The sequence below is a fragment of the Nocardiopsis listeri genome, from assembly GCF_020741345.1.
Lineage (GTDB): Bacteria > Actinomycetota > Actinomycetes > Streptosporangiales > Streptosporangiaceae > Nocardiopsis > Nocardiopsis listeri_A.
In genome coordinates, this window is the sequence record NZ_DYZD01000439.1 from 1 (window position 1) to 21,623 (window position 21,623).

At 70.0% G+C, this 21,623-nt stretch carries 21 protein-coding genes; 11 read left to right on the forward strand and 10 right to left on the reverse strand.

What is annotated here, in order from left to right; all coding sequences use genetic code 11:
- Positions 1–160: 160 nt before the first annotated feature.
- Positions 161–1,123 carry an NADP-dependent oxidoreductase gene (locus K8V84_RS23625; RefSeq protein ID WP_304078763.1) on the forward strand — a complete coding sequence of 321 codons (963 nt, stop codon included), beginning with the start codon at positions 161–163 and terminating at the stop codon, positions 1,121–1,123.
- An 86-nt stretch (positions 1,124–1,209) separates the two neighbouring features.
- Complete coding sequence (locus tag K8V84_RS23630; protein ID WP_304078764.1) at positions 1,210–1,524, forward strand: hypothetical protein; 315 nt, start codon at positions 1,210–1,212, stop codon at positions 1,522–1,524.
- On the opposite strand, the gene K8V84_RS23635 is transcribed toward K8V84_RS23630, so the two are convergent.
- A complete protein-coding gene (locus K8V84_RS23635; RefSeq protein ID WP_304078765.1) occupies positions 1,496–3,019 on the reverse strand; it encodes an amidase in 1,524 nt (507 codons plus the stop codon). The genes K8V84_RS23630 and K8V84_RS23635 overlap by 29 nt on opposite strands.
- An 89-nt stretch (positions 3,020–3,108) precedes the next feature.
- The gene (gene pabB, locus K8V84_RS23640) at positions 3,109–5,133 is read right to left on the reverse strand and encodes an aminodeoxychorismate synthase component I (protein ID WP_304078816.1); all 2,025 of its coding nucleotides are present in this window, start codon (positions 5,131–5,133) and stop codon (positions 3,109–3,111) included.
- 190 nt (positions 5,134–5,323) lie between these two features.
- Between pabB and K8V84_RS23645 the strand changes: the two genes are divergently transcribed.
- Together K8V84_RS23645 and K8V84_RS23650 are read left to right on the forward strand one after the other, a co-directional pair.
- Entirely contained in the window at positions 5,324–5,572 is a 249-nt protein-coding gene (locus K8V84_RS23645; RefSeq protein WP_304078766.1) for an SHOCT domain-containing protein, read from the forward strand.
- A gap of 277 nt (positions 5,573–5,849) precedes the next feature.
- Entirely contained in the window at positions 5,850–7,517 is a 1,668-nt protein-coding gene (locus K8V84_RS23650; protein WP_304078768.1) for an ABC-F family ATP-binding cassette domain-containing protein, read from the forward strand.
- A gap of 236 nt (positions 7,518–7,753) precedes the next feature.
- Here K8V84_RS23650 and K8V84_RS23655 read toward each other — a convergent pair whose 3' ends face one another.
- The 3 genes from K8V84_RS23655 to K8V84_RS23665 form a co-directional block, all read right to left on the reverse strand.
- Complete coding sequence (locus tag K8V84_RS23655; protein WP_304078770.1) at positions 7,754–9,178, reverse strand: sugar porter family MFS transporter; 1,425 nt, start codon at positions 9,176–9,178, stop codon at positions 7,754–7,756.
- A gap of 492 nt (positions 9,179–9,670) precedes the next feature.
- On the reverse strand, positions 9,671–9,958 hold the full coding sequence (locus K8V84_RS23660; RefSeq protein ID WP_304078772.1) for a YiaA/YiaB family inner membrane protein: 288 nt from the start codon (positions 9,956–9,958) through the stop codon (positions 9,671–9,673).
- Between the two features lie 69 nt (positions 9,959–10,027).
- Positions 10,028–11,146: an FAD-binding oxidoreductase gene (locus K8V84_RS23665; protein ID WP_304078774.1), complete on the reverse strand. Its 1,119-nt coding sequence runs from the start codon at positions 11,144–11,146 to the stop codon at positions 10,028–10,030.
- A gap of 144 nt (positions 11,147–11,290) precedes the next feature.
- Between K8V84_RS23665 and ddaH the strand changes: the two genes are divergently transcribed.
- Positions 11,291–12,085 (forward strand): dimethylargininase, encoded by a 795-nt coding sequence (gene ddaH, locus K8V84_RS23670; protein ID WP_304078776.1) that lies wholly within the window; start codon positions 11,291–11,293, stop codon positions 12,083–12,085.
- Here the strand turns inward: ddaH and K8V84_RS23675 are convergent.
- Positions 12,082–12,624, reverse strand: coding sequence for a CGNR zinc finger domain-containing protein (locus K8V84_RS23675; RefSeq protein WP_304078778.1), 543 nt, complete (start codon positions 12,622–12,624; stop codon positions 12,082–12,084). The genes ddaH and K8V84_RS23675 overlap by 4 nt on opposite strands.
- Positions 12,625–12,679: 55 nt before the next feature.
- Between K8V84_RS23675 and K8V84_RS23680 the strand changes: the two genes are divergently transcribed.
- The 5 genes from K8V84_RS23680 to K8V84_RS23700 all read left to right on the forward strand — a co-directional run bounded on the left by K8V84_RS23680 (position 12,680) and on the right by K8V84_RS23700 (position 16,903).
- Positions 12,680–13,879, forward strand: a complete 1,200-nt coding sequence (locus K8V84_RS23680; protein WP_304078779.1) for an MFS transporter — start codon at positions 12,680–12,682, stop codon at positions 13,877–13,879.
- 25 nt (positions 13,880–13,904) lie between these two features.
- Complete coding sequence (locus K8V84_RS23685; protein ID WP_304078781.1) at positions 13,905–14,879, forward strand: YafY family protein; 975 nt, start codon at positions 13,905–13,907, stop codon at positions 14,877–14,879.
- 73 nt (positions 14,880–14,952) lie between these two features.
- Positions 14,953–15,411 (forward strand): Clp protease N-terminal domain-containing protein, encoded by a 459-nt coding sequence (locus tag K8V84_RS23690; RefSeq protein WP_304078782.1) that lies wholly within the window; start codon positions 14,953–14,955, stop codon positions 15,409–15,411.
- 78 nt (positions 15,412–15,489) lie between these two features.
- Positions 15,490–15,885 (forward strand): DUF2784 domain-containing protein, encoded by a 396-nt coding sequence (locus K8V84_RS23695; RefSeq protein WP_304078784.1) that lies wholly within the window; start codon positions 15,490–15,492, stop codon positions 15,883–15,885.
- 103 nt (positions 15,886–15,988) lie between these two features.
- Positions 15,989–16,903, forward strand: a complete 915-nt coding sequence (locus tag K8V84_RS23700; protein ID WP_304078786.1) for a GNAT family N-acetyltransferase — start codon at positions 15,989–15,991, stop codon at positions 16,901–16,903.
- On the opposite strand, the gene K8V84_RS23705 is transcribed toward K8V84_RS23700, so the two are convergent.
- A complete protein-coding gene (locus K8V84_RS23705) occupies positions 16,881–17,897 on the reverse strand; it encodes a Gfo/Idh/MocA family protein (RefSeq protein WP_304078788.1) in 1,017 nt (338 codons plus the stop codon). The genes K8V84_RS23700 and K8V84_RS23705 overlap by 23 nt on opposite strands.
- Before the next feature lie 109 nt (positions 17,898–18,006).
- Here K8V84_RS23705 and K8V84_RS23710 point away from each other — a divergent pair, with 109 nt between their 5' ends.
- On the forward strand, positions 18,007–18,399 hold the full coding sequence (locus K8V84_RS23710) for a hypothetical protein (protein ID WP_304078789.1): 393 nt from the start codon (positions 18,007–18,009) through the stop codon (positions 18,397–18,399).
- 33 nt (positions 18,400–18,432) lie between these two features.
- On the opposite strand, the gene K8V84_RS23715 is transcribed toward K8V84_RS23710, so the two are convergent.
- Genes K8V84_RS23715 through K8V84_RS23725 form a run of 3 tightly spaced genes read right to left on the reverse strand, consistent with a single transcriptional unit; the run spans position 18,433 to position 21,394 of the window.
- Complete coding sequence (locus K8V84_RS23715) at positions 18,433–19,404, reverse strand: DUF4097 family beta strand repeat-containing protein (RefSeq protein WP_304078790.1); 972 nt, start codon at positions 19,402–19,404, stop codon at positions 18,433–18,435.
- 44 nt (positions 19,405–19,448) lie between these two features.
- On the reverse strand, positions 19,449–20,150 hold the full coding sequence (locus tag K8V84_RS23720) for a response regulator transcription factor (protein ID WP_304078792.1): 702 nt from the start codon (positions 20,148–20,150) through the stop codon (positions 19,449–19,451).
- Positions 20,138–21,394: a sensor histidine kinase gene (locus tag K8V84_RS23725; RefSeq protein ID WP_304078817.1), complete on the reverse strand. Its 1,257-nt coding sequence runs from the start codon at positions 21,392–21,394 to the stop codon at positions 20,138–20,140. Before K8V84_RS23725 ends, K8V84_RS23720 begins: the two co-directional genes overlap by 13 nt.
- Positions 21,395–21,623: the final 229 nt, after the last annotated feature.

Genomic DNA, 21,623 nt, shown 5'->3' on the forward strand with positions numbered 1-21,623 from the left:
ATGGTGCTCGCACTCTTCCGAACGTGTGCTCTGGTGTGTGGTCTCGGCGGTTGTGCCGCGGGTTCCCGAACGTAGCGGTGAGGGCCACCGATGACCAATGGGATCGCCGGAGAGCGAGGTCATGGTGTTCGTACGGGTGCGTTCGGGCAGTCTGGGGAACATGAGCGACGACAGCACCGCGACCATGTTCGCCAACAGACAGAGCACCTACGGTGGCCCCGAGGTTTTGGAGTGGACCAGGGTGCCTCGGCCCGAACCCGGGCCGGGACAGATCCTGGTCGCGGTCCGGGCCGCCGGGATCAACCCCACCGACTGGAAGCATCGCGCCCAGGGCGTGTTCTTGAACCGGCTTCCCCTCGTCCTGGGTTGGGACGTCTCCGGTGTGGTCGAACAGGTGGGTTACGGCGTCACCCTGTTCAAGCCCGGCGAGGAGGTCTTCGGGATGCTGCCCTACCCGAACGGGGTGGGTTCGCACGCCGAGTACGCGCTGGGCCCGGCGCGTGCCTTCACCCACAAACCCTCCGGTCTCGACCACGTCCAGGCCGGAGCGCTGCCGTTGGCCGCCCTGACCGCCCACCAGGCCCTGGTCGAGACCGCTCGCGTCGGTGCGGGGCAGCGGGTACTGGTGCACGCGGCCGCGGGCGGGGTCGGCCACTTGGGGGTACAGATCGCCAAGGCGCACGGGGCGCACGTCATCGGCACCGCCGGCACGCCCAAGCACGACTTCCTGCGCGAGTTGGGCGCGGACGAGGTCGTCGACTACCGCGAGGTCGACTTCGCCGAGGTGGTCGAGGAGGTGGATGTGGTCCTGGACCCGGTGTCGGGCGACACCCGGGCCCGTTCCTTGAACCTGCTGCGCCCGGGCGGTGTCCTGGTCTCGCTCCTGCCGGGCCAGGACCCCGATGAGGCGGCCAGGGTCGAGAAACTGGGTGTGCGGGCGGAGACGCTGCTGGTGGAGGCCGACCACGAAGGGATGCGCTCCATCGCCGATCTGGTGGAGCGAGGTGCCTTGCGGGCCCATGTGGAGGCGACCTTCCCGATGAACCAGGCCGCCAAGGCACACGCCCTGGGAGAGAAGGGGCACACCACCGGCAAGATCGTCCTGGTCGCCGAGAACGCCTGACCGTCCTGGAAGGGGCCCGGTCTCCCCCGCGCGCGGGAGACCCGAACGCACCGAACCCCGTCACCGAACACGCGTGCCGTGGGCCTGTGGTCGCGGTGGCCTCCCACGCCGACCACGGGCCGGGTGAGGTGGCCGTCGCTCAGTGGGCCGGCGCCGGTGCGGGAGCCGTCGTCCTGGAGTTGTTCGTCTTGCGCGCCTTGCCCTTGGCCGTTCGGTTTCCCAAGTGTCTGCTCGCGGTGCCGGTCGGTCTGGTCACGGTCGTGGCCGTGACCGGGGCGGTGGGCATGATCGGTCGGGCCGTGCTCACCGCCTCCGGTGGTGCGCTCTTCGGCGGTTACCGCGTGGTGTGGGCGGTACCGGCCGCCGCGGTCCTCACGACGCTGCTCCGTCGGAGGAGCTGAGCGAGGCGGGGAAGGGCACCCCGGTGGGACGGCGGTGGGCCCAGGGGCGGGCCTGTTCCAGTTGGCCGGCCAGGCGCAGCAGCATGCCCTCACCGGCCGCGGCGGCGATGAACTGTACGCCCAACGGCAGCCCGGAGTCGGTCCAGTGCAGGGGCACCGACATGGCGGGGGTTCCGGTCAGGTTGGCGGTCATCGTGAACGGGGTGGCGGTGAGGTTGTTCATCACCTCGGTGGTCACCATGTCGGTGGCCGTGACGATCCGTTCGGTGCGGGTGCGCACCAGCAGACGTTCGGCGGTGCGCAGCCAGGAGGGCGGGTCGAGGCGGCCGATGGTCACCGGCGGCCCGGCGATGGTGGGTGTCAACAGCAGGTCGTAGCGGGAGTGGAAGTCGGCCAGGGCCAGGATGTGCTGGTTCCAGCGGTCGTGGCCGCGCACGTAGTCGGCCGAACTGCGGGCCCGCCCCATGGCGGCCAGCATCAGGGTGTCGGGTTCGAAGCCGTCGTCGGAGCAGCCGGTGTCGGCCTTGACGCCGTCCACCAGGGCGGCCATGGACCCATACCACATGGTCAGGAAGTCCTCGGTCAAGGAGCGGCCGTCGATGGCGGGTTCGGCCTCGACGACCTCGTGGCCCAGCTCCTCCAACAGCGCGGCCGCCTCGCGCACGGCGCGCACCGCCTCGGGGTGCACTCGGGTGCCCATGGGCGAGTGCTCGCCGAACCCGATCCGGAGCCGGCCCGGGTCGCGTCCCACCTCTTGTGCGTAGGGGCGTTCGGGAGGGGCGATGGGATAGGGCGAGGTCGGTTCGGAGCCGGCCATGACGTCCAGCAGCGCGGCGCTGTCGCGCACGGTGCGGGTCAGTACGCCGTTGACCGAGGCGCCGTTCATGGGTTCGCCCCGCAGGGGCCCGAACGGTACACGTCCGCGCCCGGGTTTGAGCCCGAACAGGCCACAGGCGGCGGCGGGGATGCGGATGGAGCCGCCACCGTCGTTGGCCCCGGCGGCGGGGGTGATCCCCGCCGCCACGGCCGCCGCCGAACCACCGGAGGAACCGCCGGGGGTGTGGCCGGTGTGCCAGGGGTTACGGGTGGGGCCGAATTCCAAGGGCTCGGTGACGGCCTTGGCGCCGAACTCGGGGACGTTGGTCTTGCCGAAGGGAACCAGGCCGGCCTTGAGCCAGCGGCGCACCACCTCGGCGTGCCTGGAGGCCGGGACCTGGCGCAGGGCCCGGTTCCCGCAGGAGGTGGGGTATCCGGCGTAGTCCTGGAAGAGGTCCTTGAGCAGGAAGGGCACCCCGCCCAAGGGGCCTTCGGGTGCGGTCCCGGCCAAGCGGCGCGCCTCCTCGTACATGGGCAGGATGATCGCGTTGAGCGCGGGGTTCACCTGCTCGGCGCGTTCGATGGCCACGTCCAGGAGTTCGGTGGAGGTGACCTCCCCGGCACGGACCAGTTCGGCCAGGCCGACGGCGTCAAGCTGCAGATACTCGTCAACTCGCATGACCGGAACCTAACACCGAACTGGAACATGTTCTCATTCGCCATGGTGGTTCGTCGCCGTCCACTCCACGGGATCGGGCCCGGGGAGCCTCACCGCCCGCGGGCCGGGACCCGGGCCTTCAGCAGCATCTCCTCGTACTCCTCCTCCGGATCCGAATCCAGCACGATCGCCCCACCCGCCCCGATGGCCAGCTCCCCTCCGGCGCGCACGGCTGAGCGGATGACGATGCTCAGATCCGCCTCACCGGAGTGCGACACGTACCCGAGCGCCCCGGAGTACACCCCGCGAGCCGAGGACTCCAACCGGTCGATGATCTCCATGGTGCGCGCCTTGGGCGCACCGGTCATCGAGCCGCCGGGGAAGCAGGCGCGCACCGCCGCCATCGTCGACACCTCCGGGCGAAGCCGGCCCCGGATGGTGGAGACGAGCTGGTGCACGGTGGCGTGGGACTCGATGTACATGAACGCCGGCACCCGCACCGAACCGACCTCGCACACCCGCCCCAGGTCGTTGCGGAGCAGGTCCACGATCATCAGGTTCTCGGCCCGGGTCTTGGCGCCGGTGCGCAGTCGCTCGGCCACGCGCGCGTCGACCGCCGGGTCGGGGTGGCGCGGCGCGGTGCCCTTGATGGGTCGGCTCTCGGCCACGCGGTCGCAGTCAACGCGCAGGAAGCGCTCGGGGGATGCGCTGAGTACGCTCACCTCACCCAGGCGCAGGTAGGCGGCGTAGGGGGCGGGGTTGGCCGCGCGCAGTCTTCGGTAGAAGTCCAGGTCTTCGCCCTGGTCGGGCAGGCGGACCCGGTTGGTCAGGCAGATCTCGTAGCTTTCGCCCTGGGTGAGGTGGGCCAGGCACGCCTTGACGTCGTCGACGTATCCGGCGTGGGGGCGCTCCAACAGGGCGGGCAGGTCCACGGGGTCGGCGGCAGGGGCGGGTTCGGGCGGGTCGGGAAGGTCGAGCAACTCCGCGCGGGTTCGCTCCACCCAGGCTCGGGCGTCGGGTGCCCCGTCGGCGCACACCACATGGGTACGTCCCCGGTGGTGGTCCACGGCCACGAAACGATCGCAGCGCATCCACACCGCGTCCGGGGTGGGCGCGGTGTGCACGCGTTCTCCCCCTGTGTGCGCCTTGAGTTCGTAGCCCAGATAGCCCACGTAGCCGCCGATGAAGTCGAAGGGCAGCCCGTGCGGGAAGGGGGCGGCGCCGGTGCGGCGCTCCAGGGCCTCGAACACGGTGCCCGGTTCGGTGCGGGTTCCGGCGGCGTCGCGTACCCGCACACCCTCCTGTCCCACGTCATAGGTGAGCACTTCGGCGGTGGGGCCCTGCGCCGCGCCCAGGAAGGAGAACCGTGCCGGCCCTGCGGGTCGGGAGCTGTCCAGCCAGAACGCGTACTCGGCGTCGGCGTACAGGTGGGTGAAGGCCTTCTCGGTGTCGACCGCGTGGTCGAGTTCGGCCACCACGGGTTCGGGGGCCCGCGTGGGCGGTCGCGGGTCACACCCGGGTCGAGAAGGCGGTGACGCGCGGACGCGCGGACGCGTGTGCGGGCGGGCCAGATCCAGGAAGTTGGCCATCATCTCCGCACCGTGTTCACCGGCCACCGACTCGGGGTGGAACTGCACCCCCCACCGTGGCAGCTCACGGTGTTGCAGCCCCATGACCACGCCGTCCTCGGCCCGCGCGGTGACCCTCAACGTGTCCGGCAGGGGTTCGGTCACGGCCAGGGAGTGATAGCGCACGGCGGTGAAGTCCTGTGGAACACCGGTGAAGAGCCCTTCGCCGGTGTGCCGGACCCGGCTCAGGTGACCGTGTCGGGGCTGGGGCGCGGAGTCCACCGACGCTCCGGCCAGGTGGGCGATGGCCTGATGGCCCAGACACACCCCCAACACCGGCAGGTGGGCATGGGCCAAAAGATCGGGGACCCGCCCCAGGTCACGGGTGACCTGGGGGCGCCCGGGGCCGGGTGAGACGACCACGGCGTCCACGGCGCCCGGGTCGAAACCGGTCCAGGCGGGATCGTCGTTGGTCAACACCAGCGGCTCCCGGCCCAGGACACGGGCCAGGAGCTGGAAGACGTTGAAGGTGTAGGAATCGTGGTTGTCCACGAGGAGGACCCGCATCCCGCCCTTTCGTTCGCGGCCGGTACGGCCGGATTGCGACATTCCAGGTTACGGCGGCCGAAGTCGACATCCGCGCGCGGTGCCGGTGGTCCACAGATCCGCCCGATCCCTGGTGCGCCGGCCCTTGGCCGGGTACACAGGAAGAAGAGCCCGAGGGGCCTCACCCCTCGTGCGGAGCAGGGAGTGGCACATGGCCGTCTTCACCGCGATGATCATGATCCTGATCGTCCTGCCGCTGGCCTTCTTCTTCGTACTCACCGTCGGAGAGGTCGGGCGGGTCACCCGACAGCAGCACACCAGGCGGGCCGCCCGGACGCGTCCGCACCCGCCCGTTCCACCACCCCTGGACGCGGCCGAACACGAGCTGCGGTTGCGCTACGCCAGAGGCGAGATCGACCGCGAGGAGTTCCTGCAGCGCAAGATCGACCTGGAGCGCTGAGAGCCGACCCACCACCGCCGAAGGGATTGACACTCATCGGTGGATGGGTAAGGTACAAGCGTCCTGTCGTCGACGAATGAGGTGGACGTTGCGCATCTGAGGTTCGCGATCATCACGCGGTACGGCCCCTGGCCGCATACTCAGCGTGGTTGCAACCTCGGTGCATGAGCCGTCCCTCCCTCCATAGGACCTCTTTCACCTTCTGCCCGGCCCAGGCCGCGTGGTGCTCGCATACGAAGCCCTTTTCCCACAACGCTTCCGACTGCGAGAGAACACCATGTCTCAACCCGTCACCACCGACGTCTCGGTGGCCTGTTCCGACCTGACCTTCGCCTGGCCGGAGGGCACCACCGTCTTCGACGGGCTGTCCCTGTCCACCGGCCGGGGACGCATCGGCCTGGTCGGCGCCAACGGTTCGGGCAAGTCCACCCTGCTCAAGCTCCTGGCCGGACACCTGCGCCCGGCCCGTGGTTCGGTGACCGTCCACGGACGCTTGACCTACCTGCCGCAGAACATCACACTCGACACCGAACCGACCGTCGACCACGCCCTGGGCATCGCCGACAAACGCGCCGCCCTGGGCGCCATCGAGTCCGGCGACGCCTCCGAAGTCAACTTCGAGATCATCGGCGACGACTGGGACGTGGAGGAACGCGCGCTGGCCACCCTGGGAACGCTGGGGTTGGACGGCATCGGCCTGGACCGCACCATCGGCGAACTCTCCGGTGGGGAGACCGTTCTGTTGCGCCTGGCCGCGCTGCTCATGCAGCGCCCCGACGTGCTGTTGCTGGACGAGCCCACCAACAACCTGGACCTGTTCGCCCGCCGGCGCCTGTACGAGGCCGTGGACTCCTGGCGTTCGGGCACCTTGATCGTGGTCAGCCACGACCTGGACCTGTTGGAACGCGTGGACCGTACCGCCGAGCTGCGCAGGGGCGAGGTCACCTGGTACGGCGGAGGATGGTCGGCCTACCAGGAGGCCTTGGGCGTTCAGCAGGAGGCCGCCGAGCGGACCCTGCGCGCGGCCGAGTCCGACGTGCGCAAACAGAAGAAGGAACTCGCCCAGACCCAGATCAAGCTGGCCCGACGTCAGCGCACCGCGAAGAAGGCCGCCGCCGAGAAGGGCATCCCCAAGATCGTCCAGGGCGCGCTGAAGCGAGCCGCCCAGGAATCGGCGGGCAAACTCAAGGGGCTGCACGAGGACCGTCTCCAGGAGGCGCGCGAACGCAAGGAGGAGGCCGCCGAAGCGGTTCGCGACGACGCCGAGATCAGGGTGGAGCTGCCGCACACCGCCGTGCCCAACGGTCGGGACGTGTTGCGCGTCAGCGGACTGCGTCTCCGCCACGGCCGGTTGAACGGAGCGGACCTGTTGGTGAGCGGACCCGAGCGGATCGCCTTGGTGGGCCGCAACGGTGCGGGCAAGACCTCGCTGTTGCGCACCCTGGCCGGGCGACTCGAACCGTTGGAGGGTGAGGCGAAGGTGATGGTGCCGTTGCGGTTCCTGCCCCAACGCCTGGACCTGCTGGATGAGGAACGTTCGGTGGCCGACAACGTCGTCGACGCCGCACCGGGTGTGTCCGGGCAGCACATCCGGGCCCAGCTGGCCAAGTTCCTGTTCCGCGGGAGGCGTGCCGCCCAACCGGCCGGCACGCTCTCGGGCGGGGAACGCTTCCGGGCGAGCCTGGCCATGACCATGCTGGCAACCCCGGCCCCGCAACTGTTGATGTTGGACGAGCCCACCAACAACCTGGACGTGTCCAGCGTTCGGCAGTTGACCGACGCCCTGTCCGCCTACGAGGGCGCTCTGTTGGTGGCCTCGCACGACCTGCCGTTCCTGGAGTCGGTCGGTATCACCCGCTGGCTGTTCCTGGACGAGGAACTACGCGAGACCACCGCCGAGCAGGTCCATGACCTGTTGGAGGGCCGGGAACCCGAACAGGGCTGAGGCCCGACCACCGCACTCGGGCGGCCGGTACGGCTCGCGGTAGCGCCGGAGTCGGTGGTGGCGTATCGGCGCGAGGGCCTGGTCCCGGTTCCGGCTCCGGGACACCGGGCCCGGAAGGCCGGCCCCGTCGAAGCCGCGCACGCTCGACTGTGCGCCGGGGACACCCGACACCGATGCGCGACGGGGGTGACCGAACATCGGTCACCCCCGTCGCGCATCGGTTCAGGCCGCGTGCGTCAGCCCTGCATCTCCTCCAGGGTCTTGCCCTTGGTCTCCTTGACGAACTTGAGCACCAGGAAGAACGAGATCAGTGCGAACCCCGCGTACATCAGGTACGCCCCCGACAGGTTCCAGTCGCGCAGCGAGGGGAAGCTGACGGTGACCAGCCAGTTGGCCAACCACTGGGTGGCGGTGGCCACGCCCATGGCGGCCGCCCGGATGCGCAGCGGGAACATCTCCCCCAGCAACACCCACACCACCACACCCCAGGACAGGGCGAAGAAGAGCACGAACGAACTCGCGGCGACCAGCGCCGTCGCGGCCCACCCGAAGGCCAGGGTGACCTCGTCACCCTCCACCCGGGCGTTGCTGAAGGCGAAGGCCGCACTGGCCAGCGCCACCGTCATGCCGGCCGAACCGATCAGCAGCAACGGCTTGCGGCCGATCTTGTCCACCAGCATGATCGCGATCACGGTGCCCACGATGTTGACGATCGAGGTGAACAGGCTCAACAGCAGGGAGTCGGCCTCCGCCACACCGACCGACTGCCACAGCGAGCTGGAGTAGTAGAAGATGACGTTGATGCCCACCAGTTGTTGGAAGGCGGAGACCGCCATACCGATCCACACGATGGGCAGCAGACCATAGCGTCCGGTCAGGTCGCGCAGCTTGGGCCGCACCTCCGAGCCCAGTGCCTCGCGGATCTCGTTGATGCGCCCGTTGATGCGGTCGTCTCCGCCACCCTCGACCTCGGCCAGGATCTTTCGGGCCTGGTCGGTCTTGCCGACCCGCACCAGGTATCTGGGCGATTCGGGGATGACCAGGCTCAGCCCCAGGTAGATCAGGGCGGGCAGCATCTCCACGGCCAGCATCCACTGCCAGGCCTGGAGCGGGCCGATCGTGTTGTGCGCGCTCCCACCGGCCCCCGCTGCGATGGCGTAGTTGACCAGCTGGGAGGCGGCGATACCCAGCACGATCGCCAACTGTTGCAGTGAGGCCAGGCGTCCGCGGTAGGCCGCTGGAGAGACCTCGGCGATGTAGGTGGGCGCGATCACCGATGCCATACCGATGGCCACGCCGCCCACGATCCGCCAGACGGTCAGGTCCCACACGGTGAAGGGCAGCGCCGAGCCGATCGCGCTGATCGCGAAGAGCACACCGGCGATCTGCATGACACGGATACGGCCGAGGCGGTCGGCGATGTTGCCGGCCGTGCCCGCGCCCACCACACATCCGAGCAGCGCGGCGGCGATGGTGAATCCGAGGACCCCCGGGCCCACCTGGAAGCGTTCCTGGATGGCGTCGACGGCGCCGTTGATGACGGCGCTGTCATAACCGAACAGGAAACCACCCATCGCGGCGGCCGCCGCGATCATGGTCACGTGGGCGAGGTTGGCGCCACCGTCCTGGTGGCCCACCCCTCCCGTGTTGGCATGGCTCACTTGGAGCTCCTTCCCCTGGGCACGCCTGAGTTCCCGTTGGGCACCACGGTGCCCAACGGGTCCAAGGCATGCGAGAACGCAACGCTGACGTGGCCGAACACGCTCCGATGTTTGGCCTTCAGCAGACTGCGGGGACTTTACTACGAATACTTGCCATAACTATGCAGGGGGGTGTCGTAACTCACCTAATGGTGATCTCATTCACGATTCCCATGTGAGCCGGCCCAGCGGCTCGGAGGAGCCCGTCGACGATCGGCCGTCCGTCCTCTTCGCAGATCAGCGGGACCGTGCGGGTCACCGCGGTCGCCGGGTGTTCAACGGTGCCGGCGGAGCACGGCACGCTTCCGGGCCGGCCCCGATCCGGTACACCTTGCACGGCGCGGCCGCACCGTGCCGCAACAGACGCCGCGCCGTCCGCGGGAGTGAGGGTTCCGCGGCCGCGGACACACGTGCGGGCGCCGCGCTCTTCCACGGCGCCCACATCCGGTCTTCTCAACCGTGTTGCCGGGCGGGGTCGCCCTGCCAGATCGGCATCTGCTGGTACAGCTGTGCCTGCTCGGCCGCGATCTCGTCGTCCTGGCGGTCCCGTACGCACTTGGCCAGGGTGAACGCGGAGGTGATCACGAACAGCACGCTCATGCCGAGGAAGGCGCGCATCCACAGGTCGACGGGCAAGAAGATGATTCCGGCGCCGACACCGACGGTGGACACCGCGAAGGCGACGATCGACTGGAGGTAGAACTGCGAGGTGGAACGGGGCTGAGGGATAGGTGTGTTCATGCCTTCATGGTGTGCGAACACACGGCTGCGGGGCTTGAGTACACCTACTCAAACCCCGGCCCCGATCGCTCAGCCCGGCTTCTGCGTGCGGTCGGGCACGAAGGCCGACAAGTCCAGGCCCGGGTCCTCCCCCATCGCCAGCCGCGCGGCCACCGTCCCCTGGAACGGCCCGAAGGTCAGCCCCTGTGAACCCAGCCCGGTGGCCACCACCACCCCGGGCAGCCCTTCGATCGGCCCCAACAGCTGCGCTCCGTCGTGGGTGCCCGGACGGAACCCCACCCGGGTCTCGACCACGGTCGCCTCGGCCAACTCCGGCAGGACCTCCAAGGCCGTGGACAGATTGCCCAGCAGCCCCGAAGCCGTCACCCGGTGGTCGAACCCCGCCTCGGGTTCCCAGGTGCCGCCGGTGATCACCCGGTCGGGGGCGGCGGCGCTCACGAAGTAGTCACGTTCTCCGAACCGCACCACCGGCCAGTCGCGGGTGCGGTGCCCGGGAAGGACGAAGTGCGTCGACTGTCCGCGCACCGGGCGCACGCCCACCCGCACCCCGGTCGCCGCCAGCAGGTCCGCCGACCACGCCCCGGCCGCGACGATCACCGTGCTCGCCGTCAACTCCTCCGATCCCACCCCTGCGCCCGTCACCCGCTCGCCGTTCCACAGCAGACGCGCGTCACCCTTGTAGTAGCGCAGACCCCGCTCCTCGGCGGCCTCGAACAGCGCCGACCTCGCGGAGTGGCCGTTCACCCGGGCCATGCCCTCGATGTGGACCCCGCCGTAGTCGGCCGGCACCAAGGGAAACCGTTCGCGCGGCTCCCCCTCGGCCAGGCGTTCCACCCGCCCCATGGTGGCGAACTCCGGACGTCGCGAGAGCGTGCTGAACAGTTCGAACCCGGCGTCGTCGCCCTCTCGGTCCACCGACAACCCACCGACCACCTCGAATCCGGGGTCGTGGCCGTCCTCGACCAGCTCGGCCATCAAACGCGGGTAGTGCGCGGCCGCGGCGGCCTTGAATCCTTGCTCGGCGGGTGAGTCCCAGGGGAAGGGCCACGGGAAGACGATGCCCGTCCCCGCCCCGGTGGCCTGCCCCAGGTGGGAGGCGTCCACCAGCGCCGTGGACACACCCTTCTTCGCCAGGTGGAACGCCGCACTGGTCCCCACGATGCCGCCGCCGACCACGATCACGTCCATGGCCCCACCCTGCCCCGAGCACCGGCCCGGCACAAGCCGTTGGACCCGCGTGCCGGTCACCGGATCGGGGTAGGGGCGCGCGATAGGCTGCGGCTCCTCCCAGGAAGCCCGGCTCCCTCACCCATTCCTACGCAGGAGGTCGAATTGGACGGATACACCACCCACGGGGTCGCCCTGACCAGGCCGCCCGGAGCACATCCGGCCGAGGGGATCGTCACCCACATCGCCCGCTCGGCGGTGGATCCGGTGCTGGCCGCACGTCAGTACACGATCTACCAGGAGACCTTGGCCTCGGCGGGTTGGCGGGTGGTCGAGGTGGACGCGGCGCCCGAACATCCGGATTCGGTGTTCGTGGAGGACACTCTGGTGGTGTGCGAGGACCTGGCCGTGGTGACCCGGCCCGGCGCCCGGGAGCGTCGTGGGGAGATCGAGGGCGCCGAACGGGCGGCGCGTTCCCTGGGGTTGCGGGTGGCCCGGATCGAAGAACCCGGAACCCTGGAGGGCGGGGACGTCCTGCAGGTGGGGTCCACCGTCTATGTGGGGGTGGGCGGGCGCACCGACGTCGAGGGCGCCGAACAGCTTCAGCGGCTGCTCGCCCCCTTGGACCGCAAGGTATGCCAGGTGCCCTTGGGGCGGGTACTGCACTTGAAGTCCGCGGTGACCGCGCTGCCCGACGACTCTCTCGTGGGTCTGCCCGATCTGGTGGAGGCCTCCCACCTGCCACCGATCCGTCGTGTCCCCGAGGAACCGGGAGCCCACGTGGTGCCCTTGGGCGGGCGGGACGTGCTGGTCAGCGCCGCCGCGCGGGAGACCGTGCAGCTGTTGGCCGCCGAACACTGGCGGGTGCTGCCGGTGGACATCTCCGAGTTCGAGAAACTGGAGGGCTGTGTGACCTGCCTGAGCGTTTTGGTACCCGATCGCCCCGAAGCCGCCTCCTAGGCACGGGCTCGGCGGTGGGCGGCCACCCGTGCGCGGGTTGCGCAGCGGCGAGAACAGAACCGTCGCGTGCCGCCGTGGGCGGTGTCGACGAACACCCGCTCGCACGCGTGCGCGGCGCACACCCCGCCGGGGTGGCGTTGGCGCTCGCTGATCAGGCGGGCCAGGAACAGGCCGGTGGAGGCCACGAACCACTCGTCCCAGGGTGCCTCGTCGTCGCTGTCCACGTGCAGGTGCCAGGGGTGGGCGCCATCGTGGTCGGAAAGCCGGGGCGGGTGCGTCTCCCGGGCGAGCAGGACGTTGACGCGTCGGGCGGCCTGGTCCAGGGTCGGGGCGGCCAGGACGTGACGCAGTTCGACGGCGACCTCGCGCAGGGCCCTGACGTCCTCCGAGGTCAGGTCCGGGTCGGTCTCGCCGTGTTCGGTGAACAGGTCGGCGATCCGTTGGGGGTTCACGTCCTCCTCTGCCAGGGCGTTGAGCAGGTCGGTGGTGCGTTCGGCCAGTGCGCGGGTGGAACCCACCGGGCGCGGTGCTGTGGTCATACCTCCAAGGTAACGCCCATGGTGTGTTCATTGGTTACTTTGTAGCGTCCTGTGCATGAGTGCCCGTTACGGCCTGGTGCGTTACCTGTGCGGAGCGGCCGCCGCCCGCACTGGAGATGAGGCCTCCGGGCCGGCCCTTCTGCTGTTGGGGGCGGCCGTCACGGGGAGCGCCGCCACCGGTTCGGCCCTGTTGGCGGGGGTCACCGCCACCGCGGCGATCGGCGGGCCCGCGGTGGGGGTGTTGCTGGATCGCGCTGCGCGCCCGGGCCGGCTGCTCGCCGGCATCCTGGTGTCGAACGCGCTGGGTCTGGCCGCCGTCGCCCTGTTCCTGAAGCCCCTGCCGTTCGCTCCGGTACTGGCCTTGGCACTGACCGTGGGGCTGCTGGGTCCGGCCCTGTCGGGAGGATGGACCGCCCAACTTCCGCGCCTGGTCGCCTCCACCCATCTGAGACGGGCCAACGCCTTGGACGCGATGACCTTCAGTACCGCCTCCCTGCTGGGCCCGGGGTTGGCCGGGGCGGTGGCGCTGAGGGCGGGTGGTGGCGCCGCGGTCGCTGTCGCGGTGGCCCTCATCGGTTTGGCCGCCCCGGTGGCCTGGTCCCTGCCCGCCCGGAGCACACCGCCCGTACCGTCCCCGGCGCTCACCGACCTGATCGCGGGCACGCGCGTGGTCCTGGGCAACCGGGCGCTGTTGCGCGTCACCCTGGTCTCCACGGTCTCCATCGCCGGGACCGGGGTGTTGGTGGTGGCCACTCCGGTACTGGGGGAACGGCTGTTGGGCGGAGCCGCGCAGGGCGCGATGTTGTTGTCGGTCATGGCGGTGTGCGCGTTGACCGCCAACTTGGTGTTGGCCCGTGGCCCGGCCCGGCTCGCCCCGGACTCGATGGTGCCGTTGTGTGTGCTGGTGCAGGCGGTGGGCGTTGCGGGTGCCATGGTGGCTCCCTCCGCGCCGTGGCTGCTGTTCGCGGTGGCGGTGGTGGGCGCCGCGGAGGGGCCCCAATTGACCGCTCTGTTCGTGGTCCGCCACCGGGAGGCCCCCGAGCGCCTGCGCACCCAGGTGTTCACCACCGCGGCGAGCCTGAAGGTGAGCGCCTTCGCCGCCGGCGCCGCGTCGGCCGGCCCCTTGGCCGACCACTCCCTGACGCTCTGTCTGGCCCTGGCGGTGGCACTACAGGTCACCGCGGCCCTGGTCCACCTGCTCCTGTCCAGGCCCCGCCCCACACCGGATCCGCTGGTGGTGGAGGACCGTTCCTGACCGCCACCGCCGGCAGACTCATCACATGAAGTCGACCTCGGCCCGACTGCTCCGTCTCCTGTCCCTACTCCAGACCCGCAAGGACTGGCCCGGCAACGACCTGGCCGAACGCCTGGCGGTGAGCCCGCGGACCGTGCGTCGCGACGTGGACCGCCTGCGCGAACTGGGCTATCCCATCCACGCCATCATGGGCACCGGCGGTGGATACCAACTCGGCGCCGGAGCCTCCCTGCCTCCGCTGTTGCTGGACGATGACGAGGCGGTGGCGGTCGCGGTGGGGCTGCGCACCGCCGCCCAGGGAGGGGTGTCGGGGATCGAGGAGACCTCGGTGCGCGCCCTGGCCAAACTCCTGCAGGTGTTGCCCTCCCGGCTGCGTCGCCGGGTGGACGCGCTGGGCACCTTCACCGTGCCGATGCCCTCCGAAGGACCCACCGTGGACGCCGACACCCTGGCCTTGGTGGCCGCCACCTGTCGGGATAGCGAAAGGCTGCGGTTCGACTACGAGAGCCACCAGGGCGCTCTGAGTCGACGACTGGTGGAGCCGCACCGCCTGGTCGCCCAGGGGCGGCGTTGGTACCTGGTGGCCTGGGACACCGCACGGCAGGACTGGCGGACCTTCCGGGTGGACCGGATGCGCCCCCTGACCCCCACCGGTCCCAGAGTTCCCCCGCGCGACCCGCCAGGGCGGGGAGTGGCCGCCTACCTGGCCGAACGGATGAACCTGCACATGTGGCCGATCAAGGCGCGGGTTCGACTGTCGATGTCCGCGCAGGAGGCCCTGCGCGGGCGGGCCGCCCACTACGGCCCCATCGAGGCGGTGGACGAACGCTCCTGTGTGCTGCTGTGCGCCGGTGAGGACATGGTCGCCATGGCCTGCTACCTGGCGATGTTGGACGTGGACATGGAGGTCGAGGAACCCGCCGAACTGCGCGAGGCGATGACCCACCTGGGCGGGCGTCTGCTGCGCACCGCCGAGGAGGGCCGAAAACCCGGGAAGTGAGCCCTTCGGCCCGGGCTAGAGGCCGCCGCGGCGTGTTATCGCTGAGTACCGACCCCTCGACCTGGAGGCGCCCGTGTCCGAGAACCCGCCCGGGGAGACCGAACTCTCCCCCGCCGCGCTACGGGCCGTGGAACTGGCCGGAGGCGAGGCCATGGCCCTGCGTCACCCCTTCCTGGGTACCGAACACCTGGTGATCGGAGTGGCGGCTCAGGCGGAGGAGGCGGGAGGCCGCACCGCGTTGGAGCAGGCCCCGCACCTGTTACGACGCGAGCTCGTACGCGTCATCGCGCCCGGTGGCACCCCCTGCGCGCAGCTCCCGACCCTCACCCGGCGGGCGCGCACGGTGCTGCGCCTGGCCCGGGATGAGGCCCGGCGTCGAGGACAACCGCGCCTGGGGGTCCACCACCTGGTGTGGGGTCTGGTCTCGGTGGAGGAAGGATCGGCCCTGCGGGTGCTGAGGGCGCTGGACGTGGACCTGCCCCACGCACGCGAGCGCGCCCGTGCCTTCCTGGATCGGGGCATGGTCGATTGAGTCCTTGAGTACTCCTACTCACCGATACCGGGTAGGAGCACAGATGTAGGGCCCGCCATCCATCCCTAGGTTCTGAGCATGAACCACTTCGGCATCCTCCTCGTCGGCCACGCCGCCATGGTCGCGCACTACCTGTTCTTCGCCTATGTCGTCTTCGGCGGCTTCCTGTCGCTGCGGTGGCCCCGCATGTTCTGGCCGCATCTGTTCGTGGCCGCCTACGCCCTGGGCATCGTCACCATCGGCTGGCCGTGCTTCCTGACCGACATCGAGAACCACTCCCGGGCCGCCACCGGGCGCGAGGTGATGGAGAACGGGTTCATCGATCACCACCTGACCGGGGTGATCTACCCCGAGGACCACCTGATGACCTCGCGATTCGTCATCGCGGGCATCGTCGCGCTGTCCTACGCCGCCTTGGCCTGGAAGCTGTATCGTGCGCGCGCCGATCGCGACCGGGGAGCCCTGTCCCGATAGCCGGGGAAACCTCCGAATGATCGAACCGGACCCCCGCAACCCCCCGAGCCGCTACGTTAAGAAGTCGTTCGCTTTCGTAGAGTAATGAAAGTAGGGCTTCCGCGTGCCCGAACAGACCCGAACCCTCGGCCCGGACCTGCGTGACCTCGGTGCTCCCCCCACAGTGCGGCCTCTGGTCAACGGCTACCAGGTCGCCCGCTGGGACACCCCCTCCGCGTTCACCGGACCCGGCCGCCAGAGGATGCTGACCCTCCTACGGGACCTGGCCGCCCGATCCTTCGGTGCCGACCACTCCGACTACTGGCACACCCGGGTCGGTTCCGGCTTCTTCGACCAGATCTCCTGCCTGGCCCTGATCCTGGACGCGGCCGGAACACCCGTGGGTTGGGGCGGCTATCACCGGCGCCGCTTCGCCTCCCGCCGCGCCCTGTACCTGGACGCCGCCGGTGTGGTCCCCGCCCATCGCCGGTTCGGGCTCTCCAGCGCCCTGATGACCCACTTCCTGACCCGTGAACTCCTCGCTCGCCCCTGGGGCAACACCTACGTCGTCCTGCGCACCCGTCACCCGGCCGTCTACTCCGGTTGGCGCAAGGGACTGGGCCGGACCCGTGTCCACCCCCGACACGGCCGGGCCGTGCCCGCCACGATCGCTCGTATCGCCACCGACGCCGCCCACTGGCTCGGCGACGGCCCCCGCCTGGATCCGCGCACCCTGCTCGTACGCGACGCCTACCGCATGTTCGAGGGCCGCGTCTATGGCGTCACCCCGCGCAGCGGCCACGTCGACCTGGACACCTACTTCGCCGAGCAGGTGGGACCCAAGGACGCCGTGCTGATGGTGGTGCGCATGAGCGCCCTGCCCCTGGTCCGCGTCTTGTTGGGCCGCTATCTGGGCGGCCCCTCCCCCGCCCCCACGGGCGGCCGGCCCCTGCGCGGGGCGGCCCCGGTGGGTTCGACCGTCCAGGCCACCCCCACCGGGGCCGGAGCCTCCGGACTCATCCCAGGGGGACGGCCTTGACCGTGGGCCGGGTGTAGGTCAGGGCGCCCATGTCACGGACCTGGTCCATGACCCCGGCCAGGCTCAGGCTCTCCGACCACGGCATCCGTGGGCTCTCCAGCTCCCCCGCGGCGATTCTGCGCGCGACCTCCTCGGCCTCGTACTCATAGCCGTTGGCGCGGAAGGGCCGGTGGAACCGTTCGGGTTCGCGACCGTCCCGGTGCAGGACCAGGTCGGTCCCGGCCCAGAACCGTTCGATCTCCAACCATCCGCCCGTGCCGGAGAGTACGGCCCGGCCCGGCAGGGTGGTGTGCGAGGCGCATTCCAGGGTGGCGCTCACCCCGTTCTCGCCACGTACCAACAAGGTCGTGTGCACGTCCACCATGTGATCCGGTGAAAGCCGTCGGGTCGCTCCCACCACGGTCAGTTCACCCAGGTACTGGGAGGCCAACGCCAGCGGGTAGATCCCCAGGTCCAGTAGGGCGCCACCGCCCAGATCGGCGTTGAACAGCCGGTGGTCGGGGTCGTAGGGGACGTTGATGCCGAAGTCGGCCGAGAGCGCGCTCAGCTCCCCGATGGCGCCCTCGGCCACCAGGGTGCGGGCCAACTCGTGCACGGGCAGGTAGCGCGTCCACATCGCCTCCATCAGGAAGCGGTCGTTGGTCTTGGCGGCCGCCACCATCTCGGTGACCTGCAGGGCGTTCATCGCCATGGGCTTTTCCACCAGCACGTGCTTGCCGGCGTCGAGCATCTGCAACGCGACCGTGTGGTGCCAGGGATGGGGGGTGGCCACGTAGACCACGTCGACCTCGGGGTCCTCTGCCAAGGACTCATGGCTCGCGTGGCGGTGGGGGATGTCCCAGGCGGACCCGAATTCCTCGGCGCGTGCGGCGGTCCGGGAGCCCACCGCCACGATCTTGGCGGAGGGAACGGCCCGCAGCCCCTCCAGGAAGGCGTGGGCGATGCCTCCGGTACCGACCACGCCCCAGCGCGGTCCACCGTTGTGTTGTGTCATGGAGACATCCTAAAAACACGGTCTTCTCCGGGACCAGTCGGGGAAGGTGCTCGGTTTCCGTGCTCGGAAAACATACGGTGGCCGGGCAAGGAACGTGAACGGAGGAGGAATGTCGTCCACACTCGCCCAGAAGTTGGGGGTAGGGGCCGGGGACCGGTTGCTCGTCCTCAACGCGCCCGAACGCTATCTGCGTCTGCTGGAACCCCCGCCCGACGTCCACATCGACCTGGGGGTGATCGAGGGCGCGGTCTACGACCACGTGCACCTGTTCGCCCTCGATCGGGGCACGGTGGACCGTGAGGGGCCGGCGATGTCGGACCTGGTGGGCCCCACCACCCGGTTGTGGGTGTGCTTCCCCCAACGAGGCGGCACCATCATCACCGACCTGACCGCGGACAAGGGTTGGGACACCCTCACCGACGCCGGGTGGCGGTCCACCGCCCAGGAACCGATCGACTCGGACTGGGCGGCGTTGCGCTTCGAACGCGAAACCGAGGAGTGAGTCGTCCCGGGCCCGGGACGGGGCCCGGGCCTCCTAAGATCCCACCCGCACCGAACCACTGGTGGTGTCCACCTCGATGCGGCTGTCGGACTCCGATGAGGTGTCCACGTCGAAGTCACGGTCACCGGAGGTGGACTCCCCACCGATCTCGTAGGTCCCCGCCGGTACCGTCGCCTCGACGCCGCCGCTGACGGTCTCCACCTCCATCAGCTCGAAGGGGGTGTCGGTGGTGATCTCCACCCCGCCGGAGGTGGTGGCGGCCTCCAGGGTGGTGAACCCGCCGCCGAGTTCCAGGGAGCCGCTCACCGACTCGGCCACGACCTCCTTTGCCGTGAAGTCCTCCACGTCCACGCTCCCGGAGGTGGTGGACACCTCCAGTCGCTCTCCCTCACCGTCGGCCTCGATGTCACCGCTGACGTTGTGGGCCCGGACCGAACCGGTGATGTCGGACAGGGAGATCGTGCCCGAGGTGGCCTCGACATCGACCGATCCCTCATGTTCGAAGACCTCGATCGACCCGCTGACGGAGTTCACCGACAGCTCCGACGCCAGGTTGCGCACCTCCACGTTCCCGCTGTTGTTCTCCAAGGTGACCGAGACGTCCTCGGGAACCTGGATGTTGTAGTCGATGGAGCAGGTGGAAAAGAGCGGGAAGCCATCGCAACGGCCGTCGACGTCCAGGCTGTCGCCGCCGTCGTCGATGCGCTCCTCCGGTTCGGACAGCGGACCGCCCCGCAGGGTGCGTTCGACGACGATCTCGTCTCCTTCGGCGGCACCGACCTCGATGCGCCCACCGGTGTCGTTGTTGACGCTCAGAGCGCTCGCTCCACCGTAGGAGTCGGTCTTGTCGCTCTGATGGGCCACCACGTTGCCCAGCACGGACAGCCCGGTGAGCACCACCAGGACCACCACGAGCACTCCGCCCAGGAGCATCCACGGGCCCCAACGGAACCGCCTCGATTCCTTGCTGGACGAGGCGTACAGGCCTCGTGCCCTGAAAGTCACGTCGTTCTCCTTCCGGAAGGCGCGGCCCTCCTTGATGTGGTCGGTCAGTCCCGGGCCGAACCGCGCAGGTAGCGCAGCACCGCCAGGACCCTGCGGTGGTCGTGGTCGTCCCGGCCCAGGTCGAGCTTGAGAAAGATGGAGCGGATGTGCTTTTCCACCGCTCGTTCGGTGATGGTGAGCCGGTCGGCGATGCCCGCGTTGTTGACCCCCTCGGCCATCACCTCCAGCACCTCGCTCTCGCGCGGGGTGAGCCGCTCCAGGGAGCGGTCACGGTTGCCGCTGAGCAGCTGTGTGACCACCTCGGGGTCGATCGCGGCCCCGCCATCGGCCACCCGACGCAGCACGTCGGTGAACTCCTCGATGTCGGCCACCCGGTCCTTGAGCAGGTAACCGACCTTGAACGCGCCCGCCCCGAGCAGATCGGCGGCGTAGCGGCTGACCACGTGCTGGGACAACAACAGCACCGCCACCTCCGGATGGGTACGGCGGATCCTCACCGCCGCCTGGATGCCCTCCTCGGAGTAGGTGGGCGGCATGCGGATGTCCACCAGGCACAGGTCCACGTCGGGGTGGGCGTCCACCGCGCCGATGAGCGCGTCGGCGTCGCCCACCGAGGCCACCACCTCCACCCCGGCGTCCTCCAACAGTCGGGCCATCCCGCTGCGCAGCAGTACCGAGTCCTCGGCGATGATCACCCGGGTCCCACTTCGCTCGGTCTCTGCGGTGCTCACGGTCAGGCCTCCCATGGGATGTGTGCGGTCAGGACGGTTCCTCCGCCTTCGGGACTGTGGACGGTCAGGACCCCGTCGACGGCGTCCACCCGGTCCCACAGCCCGTACAGGCCGGTGCCCGCCTCGGGGTCGGCGCCGCCCACGCCGTCGTCGGTGACGGTCAGACGCAAGGAATCACCGTGTCGGCCCGGGACCCGATCCAGTGCCACCCGAACCTGCTCGGCGCGGGAGTGCTTGGCGACGTTGGTCAGCGCTTCGCTGACCACGTAGTAGGCGACCCCCTCGGCGCGGGGGGAGGGGCGCTCGTCCAGTTCCAGGTCGAGTCGGACCGGTACGGGTGAGCGGCCGGCCGCCACCGGCAGGGCGGCGCCCAGACCGTGATCGGTCAGCACCCGAGGGTGCAGTCCCCGGGCGACCTGGCGCAACTCGGTCATGACCTCCTTGGACTCGCGCTGGGCCTCGGTGATGAGGTCGCGCGCCCCCTCGGGGTCGTGGGCCAGCCGGGTGCGGGCCCGGGTGAGGGTCAACGTCAGGGCCAGCAGGCGCTGTTGGGCACCGTCGTGCAGGTCGCGTTCGATGCGTCGGCGCTCGGCCTCGGCCACGTCGACCATGCGTTGGCGACTGTCCTGGACGTGCAGCAGGCGTCGCCGCATGCGCACCTCGGGAGCGTCGAAGAGCAGGGTGCGCAGCAGCAGGACCTCGGAGGAGACCACCGTGCGTGCGATGCGCAGACCCACCAGAACCGCCACCGGGCCCAACAACACCAGCCCGAGCGGTCCGAGCAGGTCGACCGGTGTGGCGCCCCGCGCCAACACGTACACGATCCCGAACAGGGAGCCCAACGCCGCGGCTCCTCCGCACACCACCAGCACGGCCACCAGTCCGCCGGCCAGCAGTCCGTGCAGCCCGGCGACGGTGCTGTAGACCACCATCGACCACGCCTCACGACCGAACACGGTGGCCAGGCCGCGTGCCCAGGGCCCGGAATCGGCCAAGGGGTCGGGCGGCCTGGTCTCCACGATGCCGAACACGTTGGCCAGTCGGGAGCGCTGGGTGTAGCAGGCCATCCGGGCCAGCGTGGTGGCCACTACCGGGAACAGCACCACGAACAGCACGATGTCCACCAGCAGGGGGCCGGGCACGAGTTCCACGTGGAGCCCGCCCAAAGGCACGTAGAGCCGCAGACCCAGCCAGGTCGCCGAGGTCACCAGCAACGCCGCCGGGACCAGGTAGAACACCGCCAGGGCAAAGGAGGTCATCAGGTGCAGAACCTCGACCAGGCGGACCCGCCAGGTGTCGGTGCGGGTCTCGTGGAGGAAGGGCACGTCGATGGTGGCGGCCGGCCCCGCCGTGCCGCCCGTGCCCGTCTGCTTCGTCCCCGTGCCGCTCACAAGGACCAATCTAGGTTCGTGGGCCCCGCGGCACGAGGTCATCAGCACGAGAGTGGCGGGTGGTGCCAGCACTACCCGGCCGGATGCGGGACCATAC

Coding starts and splice junctions, on each gene's coding strand:
- K8V84_RS23625 (WP_304078763.1), top strand. CDS start 161: ATGAGCGACGACAGCACCGCGACCATGTTCGCCAACAGACAGAGCACC.
- K8V84_RS23635 (WP_304078765.1), bottom strand. CDS start 3,019: ATGCGAGTTGACGAGTATCTGCAGCTTGACGCCGTCGGCCTGGCCGAA.
- pabB (WP_304078816.1), bottom strand. CDS start 5,133: ATGCGGGTCCTCCTCGTGGACAACCACGATTCCTACACCTTCAACGTC.
- K8V84_RS23645 (WP_304078766.1), top strand. CDS start 5,324: ATGGCCGTCTTCACCGCGATGATCATGATCCTGATCGTCCTGCCGCTG.
- K8V84_RS23650 (WP_304078768.1), top strand. CDS start 5,850: ATGTCTCAACCCGTCACCACCGACGTCTCGGTGGCCTGTTCCGACCTG.
- K8V84_RS23660 (WP_304078772.1), bottom strand. CDS start 9,958: ATGAACACACCTATCCCTCAGCCCCGTTCCACCTCGCAGTTCTACCTC.
- K8V84_RS23665 (WP_304078774.1), bottom strand. CDS start 11,146: ATGGACGTGATCGTGGTCGGCGGCGGCATCGTGGGGACCAGTGCGGCG.
- K8V84_RS23675 (WP_304078778.1), bottom strand. CDS start 12,624: ATGACCACAGCACCGCGCCCGGTGGGTTCCACCCGCGCACTGGCCGAA.
- K8V84_RS23680 (WP_304078779.1), top strand. CDS start 12,680: ATGAGTGCCCGTTACGGCCTGGTGCGTTACCTGTGCGGAGCGGCCGCC.
- K8V84_RS23685 (WP_304078781.1), top strand. CDS start 13,905: ATGAAGTCGACCTCGGCCCGACTGCTCCGTCTCCTGTCCCTACTCCAG.
- K8V84_RS23695 (WP_304078784.1), top strand. CDS start 15,490: ATGAACCACTTCGGCATCCTCCTCGTCGGCCACGCCGCCATGGTCGCG.
- K8V84_RS23705 (WP_304078788.1), bottom strand. CDS start 17,897: ATGACACAACACAACGGTGGACCGCGCTGGGGCGTGGTCGGTACCGGA.
- K8V84_RS23710 (WP_304078789.1), top strand. CDS start 18,007: ATGTCGTCCACACTCGCCCAGAAGTTGGGGGTAGGGGCCGGGGACCGG.
- K8V84_RS23720 (WP_304078792.1), bottom strand. CDS start 20,150: ATGGGAGGCCTGACCGTGAGCACCGCAGAGACCGAGCGAAGTGGGACC.
- K8V84_RS23725 (WP_304078817.1), bottom strand. CDS start 21,394: ATGACCTCCTTTGCCCTGGCGGTGTTCTACCTGGTCCCGGCGGCGTTG.